Below are 3,675 nucleotides of genomic sequence, written 5' to 3'. Positions count from 1 at the left end.
TTTGCATCAGCTAAATGTACAATAAGGTGAATAATAGATCACTGGAAGGTTGATGACAAATGGGCGACGAAATTCGCAGAAATATGGCCTTATTTCCAATAGGTATTGTCATGAAGCTAACGGACTTGTCAGCACGTCAGATTCGTTATTATGAACAGCATAACTTGATAGTTCCTGCCCGTACATCGGGAAACCAACGTCTTTTTTCTTTTAATGACGTAGAGCGTCTGCTTGAAATTAAGGCGTTGATCGAGAAGGGTGTTAACATTGCGGGAATTAAACAAGTCATGAATCCGGTTACCAAGGAATCGGAGGAAGCTACGGTTATTACTGCAGATACGGAAGTCAAACGCCGTGAAATGTCCGATACTCAGCTTCACCGCTTGCTGAAACAACAACTTGTTGCAGGCAAAAGACCAGGACAGGTATCCCTGATCCAAGGCGAATTATCACGGTTCTTCAATAAGAGATAATGCTTTGACTTACCTCTTGGCATAAGGTCGCTTTACTTTAAAACCCGGTCTCATCATTTAAGTAATTTATACAACAACCGATTCGTATATAGTCGTTACAGAAAGGGAGAGGTTAGAGTGAGTTATAGCAGAGAAGATATCCTTCGGATTGCGAAAGAAGAAAATGTTCGTTTTATTCGTTTGCAATTTACAGATTTGCTGGGCACTATTAAGAACGTTGAAATTCCGGTTAGTCAACTGGAAAAAGCATTGGATAATAAAATGATGTTTGACGGTTCTTCCATAGAAGGTTATGTGCGTATTGAAGAATCTGATATGTATTTATATCCGGATTTGGACACTTGGGTTGTATTCCCTTGGGTAACCTCGGATCGTGTAGCTCGTTTGATCTGCGATATTTACAAGCCGGACGGAGTTCCGTTTGCAGGCGACCCGCGGGGTATCTTGAAACGTGTACTTAAGGAAGCAGAAGAGTTGGGATATACTTCGATGAATGTCGGACCAGAGCCTGAATTCTTCTTGTTCAAAACGGATGAAAAAGGCGAGCCGACTACAGAACTGAATGACCAAGGCGGGTATTTTGACCTGGCTCCGATGGATCTAGGTGAAAACTGCCGTCGTGAAATTGTACTTAAGCTTGAAGAGATGGGCTTCGAAATTGAAGCATCTCATCATGAAGTTGCACCTGGTCAGCATGAGATTGACTTTAAATATGCAGATGCAATTAAAGCTGCCGACCAGATTCAAACGTTCAAGCTCGTTGTTAAGACGATTGCTCGTCAGCATGGTTTGCATGCTACCTTTATGCCAAAACCTTTGTTTGGTGTAAATGGCTCCGGTATGCACTGCAATCAATCCTTGTTTAAGGATAATGAAAATGTATTTTATGATGAAACGGATGAACTCGGATTAAGCCAGACAGCCCGCCACTATATGGCTGGTATTCTTAAACATGCACGTGCAATGGCAGCGATCACGAATCCAACGGTAAATTCCTACAAACGTCTCGTACCAGGTTATGAAGCGCCTTGTTATGTGGCTTGGTCTGCAAGCAATCGCAGTCCAATGATTCGGATTCCCGCATCTCGTGGTCTGAGTACTCGCGTCGAAGTTCGTAACCCTGACCCGGCAGCGAATCCTTATTTGGCCTTGGCAGTGATGCTGAGAGCTGGTTTGGATGGTATCAAACGTCAGTTGGCTCTGCCAGCTCCGATTGATCGTAACATTTACGTGATGTCTGAGGAAGAGCGGATTGAAGAAGGCATTCCAAGTCTGCCTGCAGACTTGAAAGAAGCTTTGTCTGAACTTATTCGGAGCGAAGTTATCTCTGACGCACTGGGCGACCATGCTCTGGCCTACTTCTATGAGCTTAAGGAAATTGAATGGGATATGTATCGCACCCAAGTGCATCAATGGGAACGTGATCAATATCTGACGCTTTACTAAAATGGGAAATCCCTTGGCGCTCTAAGCGTTGAGGGATTTTTTTTGTGTGTAATCCATCCGTCATTTGAGACTAATTAGTTCTCCCCACAATCTCCCCATAAAAAAATATTATTGAAGAAGACTCCCGGTAAAAGACTCATATTTCTCCATGCTATTCATCTCTATTTTTTTGTAGATGTGTGCATAAACGTCGGCTGTGAAAAAATTTTAAATTAACGTTGAATGCAAATATGTGTTGGATGCCTTGAAAGTCTTAGAAAATGAAGTCATTACACTCGGGTATACTGGCTCTTCTAAGCTACTCACACTCCAAAGTGACGAGTCGAGTTTCTACATTGTTCTTCCTTATAGGTGGCTGGTTAGATGAGTAAATACTATGCGAGAAAAATGATTTTTACTACTTACTACAGCGGCAGTCGGTCTTTGAAGATTAAGGAAGTTTGATTGCTGGAAGCTATGGATGAGAGACAGATTTCTGTTTTTGAAAACGTGAGCAGTGACATTTTGGGAGTCGCCGCCAAACAGCAAGTGCCTTATGGATGTGGGTAATTTGAGGATTGAAAACAGATAGTAGAACTTACAGGAATATAACCAAAAGTCCACATGTTAAAAAGAAGAACCCAAAGAGAATCGATACAGAGCCTCTAAATTTCATGTCATCAATGTAAGCATCACTTGGTTCTGAGTCACCTTTGATCTTCCAGGCTTCGTTTGCACGCCATCCCCAAGTGGGATTTCGTTTACTTAAAATACCAAGTGAGAAAAAAATAATCGCAATAAAAATAAGCATGAATCCCATTGGATCAGCCCCTTTAAGTAAACTATACCAAAAAAGAACGACAGATGGAAAGTATCGTCCCTCAAGGACGGATAGAAGAAAAATAAGAGGGCTTTGCCCTCCATCTGAAGGTGTAATTTTAATCTGAATAGGCAACCGCGTTAAAACTTTCTATTCCTATTCGGGTGGCATCCGCTGTGCAAAATAGATATAAGGTATACACCAATTCATTTGATGGTGGTAGAGGGACATTGTAATCGGAAGCATTAATGGTGACGACCTGCACAGCGTTGGGATTTGCCTCTGAGACACTAACAGAGTAAAGAGCATAAGCAACAGGAGAGTCGAGAGTGCCTCTAACAATAGAAATAGCAATAACGGAGTCAAATGGTGGAGTAGCGGGAAATGAAAGCTCAGCAATCCCTGATAATTGTACACGCATATTTTCCCCAGCGCCCGTCACGTCTAAGCCAAGCTCTGCGATGGCTACAGGAGTATTGGCTGGCAAGGGAATTGAGATTGTATACCATAGCTTGCATTTTGAGATGTTCGAGCATCTAACAATCTAGTCATTATCTCATCTCCTTTTTGATAGTTTATGCAGAAGATATTCAGTGTTGAGGGCTTGGTGAGCACGCTTTGTGCTTAACTACAACATAAAGCCGACAAAAACAATTTTTACTGTGACACGGTCGATCGGTTTGGAATGATCTTGTTGCTAAAGGGTTAGCTACAAAACGAGGCGGATGGGATGAGAAAAGTGCATATTTTCGCCTGACATATGAAGATGCGAAGACCGTTTATACAAAGCCAATGCCATGAAAGTATTTTGGAGCATTGCATTAAAAAGTTTTGAACCCATAGGGGACAAGAAGGAGGGGCAACTTTCCATAAAGGAGAGAGACACAATGCATCCCCTATACCAAAGGAGAGATAACCCGTGAGTAAATACAAAGTGTATGAAACAGTAGCGGTGAG

The 3,675-nt window shown here is 42.1% G+C and carries 4 protein-coding genes; 2 read left to right on the top strand and 2 right to left on the bottom strand.

All coding sequences use genetic code 11. From position 1 onward, the window contains the following. The first annotated feature begins 59 nt into the window (after window positions 1-59). Together GRP75_RS21475 and glnA are read left to right on the top strand one after the other, a co-directional pair. Entirely contained in the window at window positions 60-473 is a 414-nt protein-coding gene (locus GRP75_RS21475) for a MerR family transcriptional regulator (protein ID WP_007430683.1), read from the top strand. Between the two features lie 117 nt (window positions 474-590). Continuing rightward, a complete protein-coding gene (gene glnA, locus GRP75_RS21470; RefSeq protein ID WP_013310575.1) occupies window positions 591-1,919 on the top strand; it encodes a type I glutamate--ammonia ligase in 1,329 nt (442 codons plus the stop codon). Between the two features lie 577 nt (window positions 1,920-2,496). Here the strand turns inward: glnA and GRP75_RS29935 are convergent. Then, window positions 2,497-2,853, bottom strand: coding sequence for a DUF6199 family natural product biosynthesis protein (locus GRP75_RS29935; RefSeq protein WP_237449129.1), 357 nt, complete (start codon window positions 2,851-2,853; stop codon window positions 2,497-2,499). Next, on the bottom strand, window positions 2,837-3,139 hold the full coding sequence (locus GRP75_RS21455) for a hypothetical protein (protein ID WP_237449128.1): 303 nt from the start codon (window positions 3,137-3,139) through the stop codon (window positions 2,837-2,839). The genes GRP75_RS29935 and GRP75_RS21455 overlap by 17 nt, the downstream gene beginning before the upstream one ends. Between the last annotated feature and the right edge of the window lie 536 nt (window positions 3,140-3,675).

The sequence above is a fragment of the Paenibacillus sp. OT2-17 genome (assembly GCF_009827695.1).
GTDB classification, from domain to species: Bacteria; Bacillota; Bacilli; order Paenibacillales; family Paenibacillaceae; genus Paenibacillus; species Paenibacillus polymyxa_B.
This window is presented reverse-complemented; position numbering and strand designations above follow the sequence as displayed.

Bases quoted from the DNA above. Each gene is read 5' to 3' on its own strand.
- GRP75_RS21475 (WP_007430683.1), top strand. From the start codon at position 60: ATGGGCGACGAAATTCGCAGAAATATGGCCTTATTTCCAATAGGTATT.
- GRP75_RS21455 (WP_237449128.1), bottom strand. From the start codon at position 3,139: ATGCGTGTACAATTATCAGGGATTGCTGAGCTTTCATTTCCCGCTACT.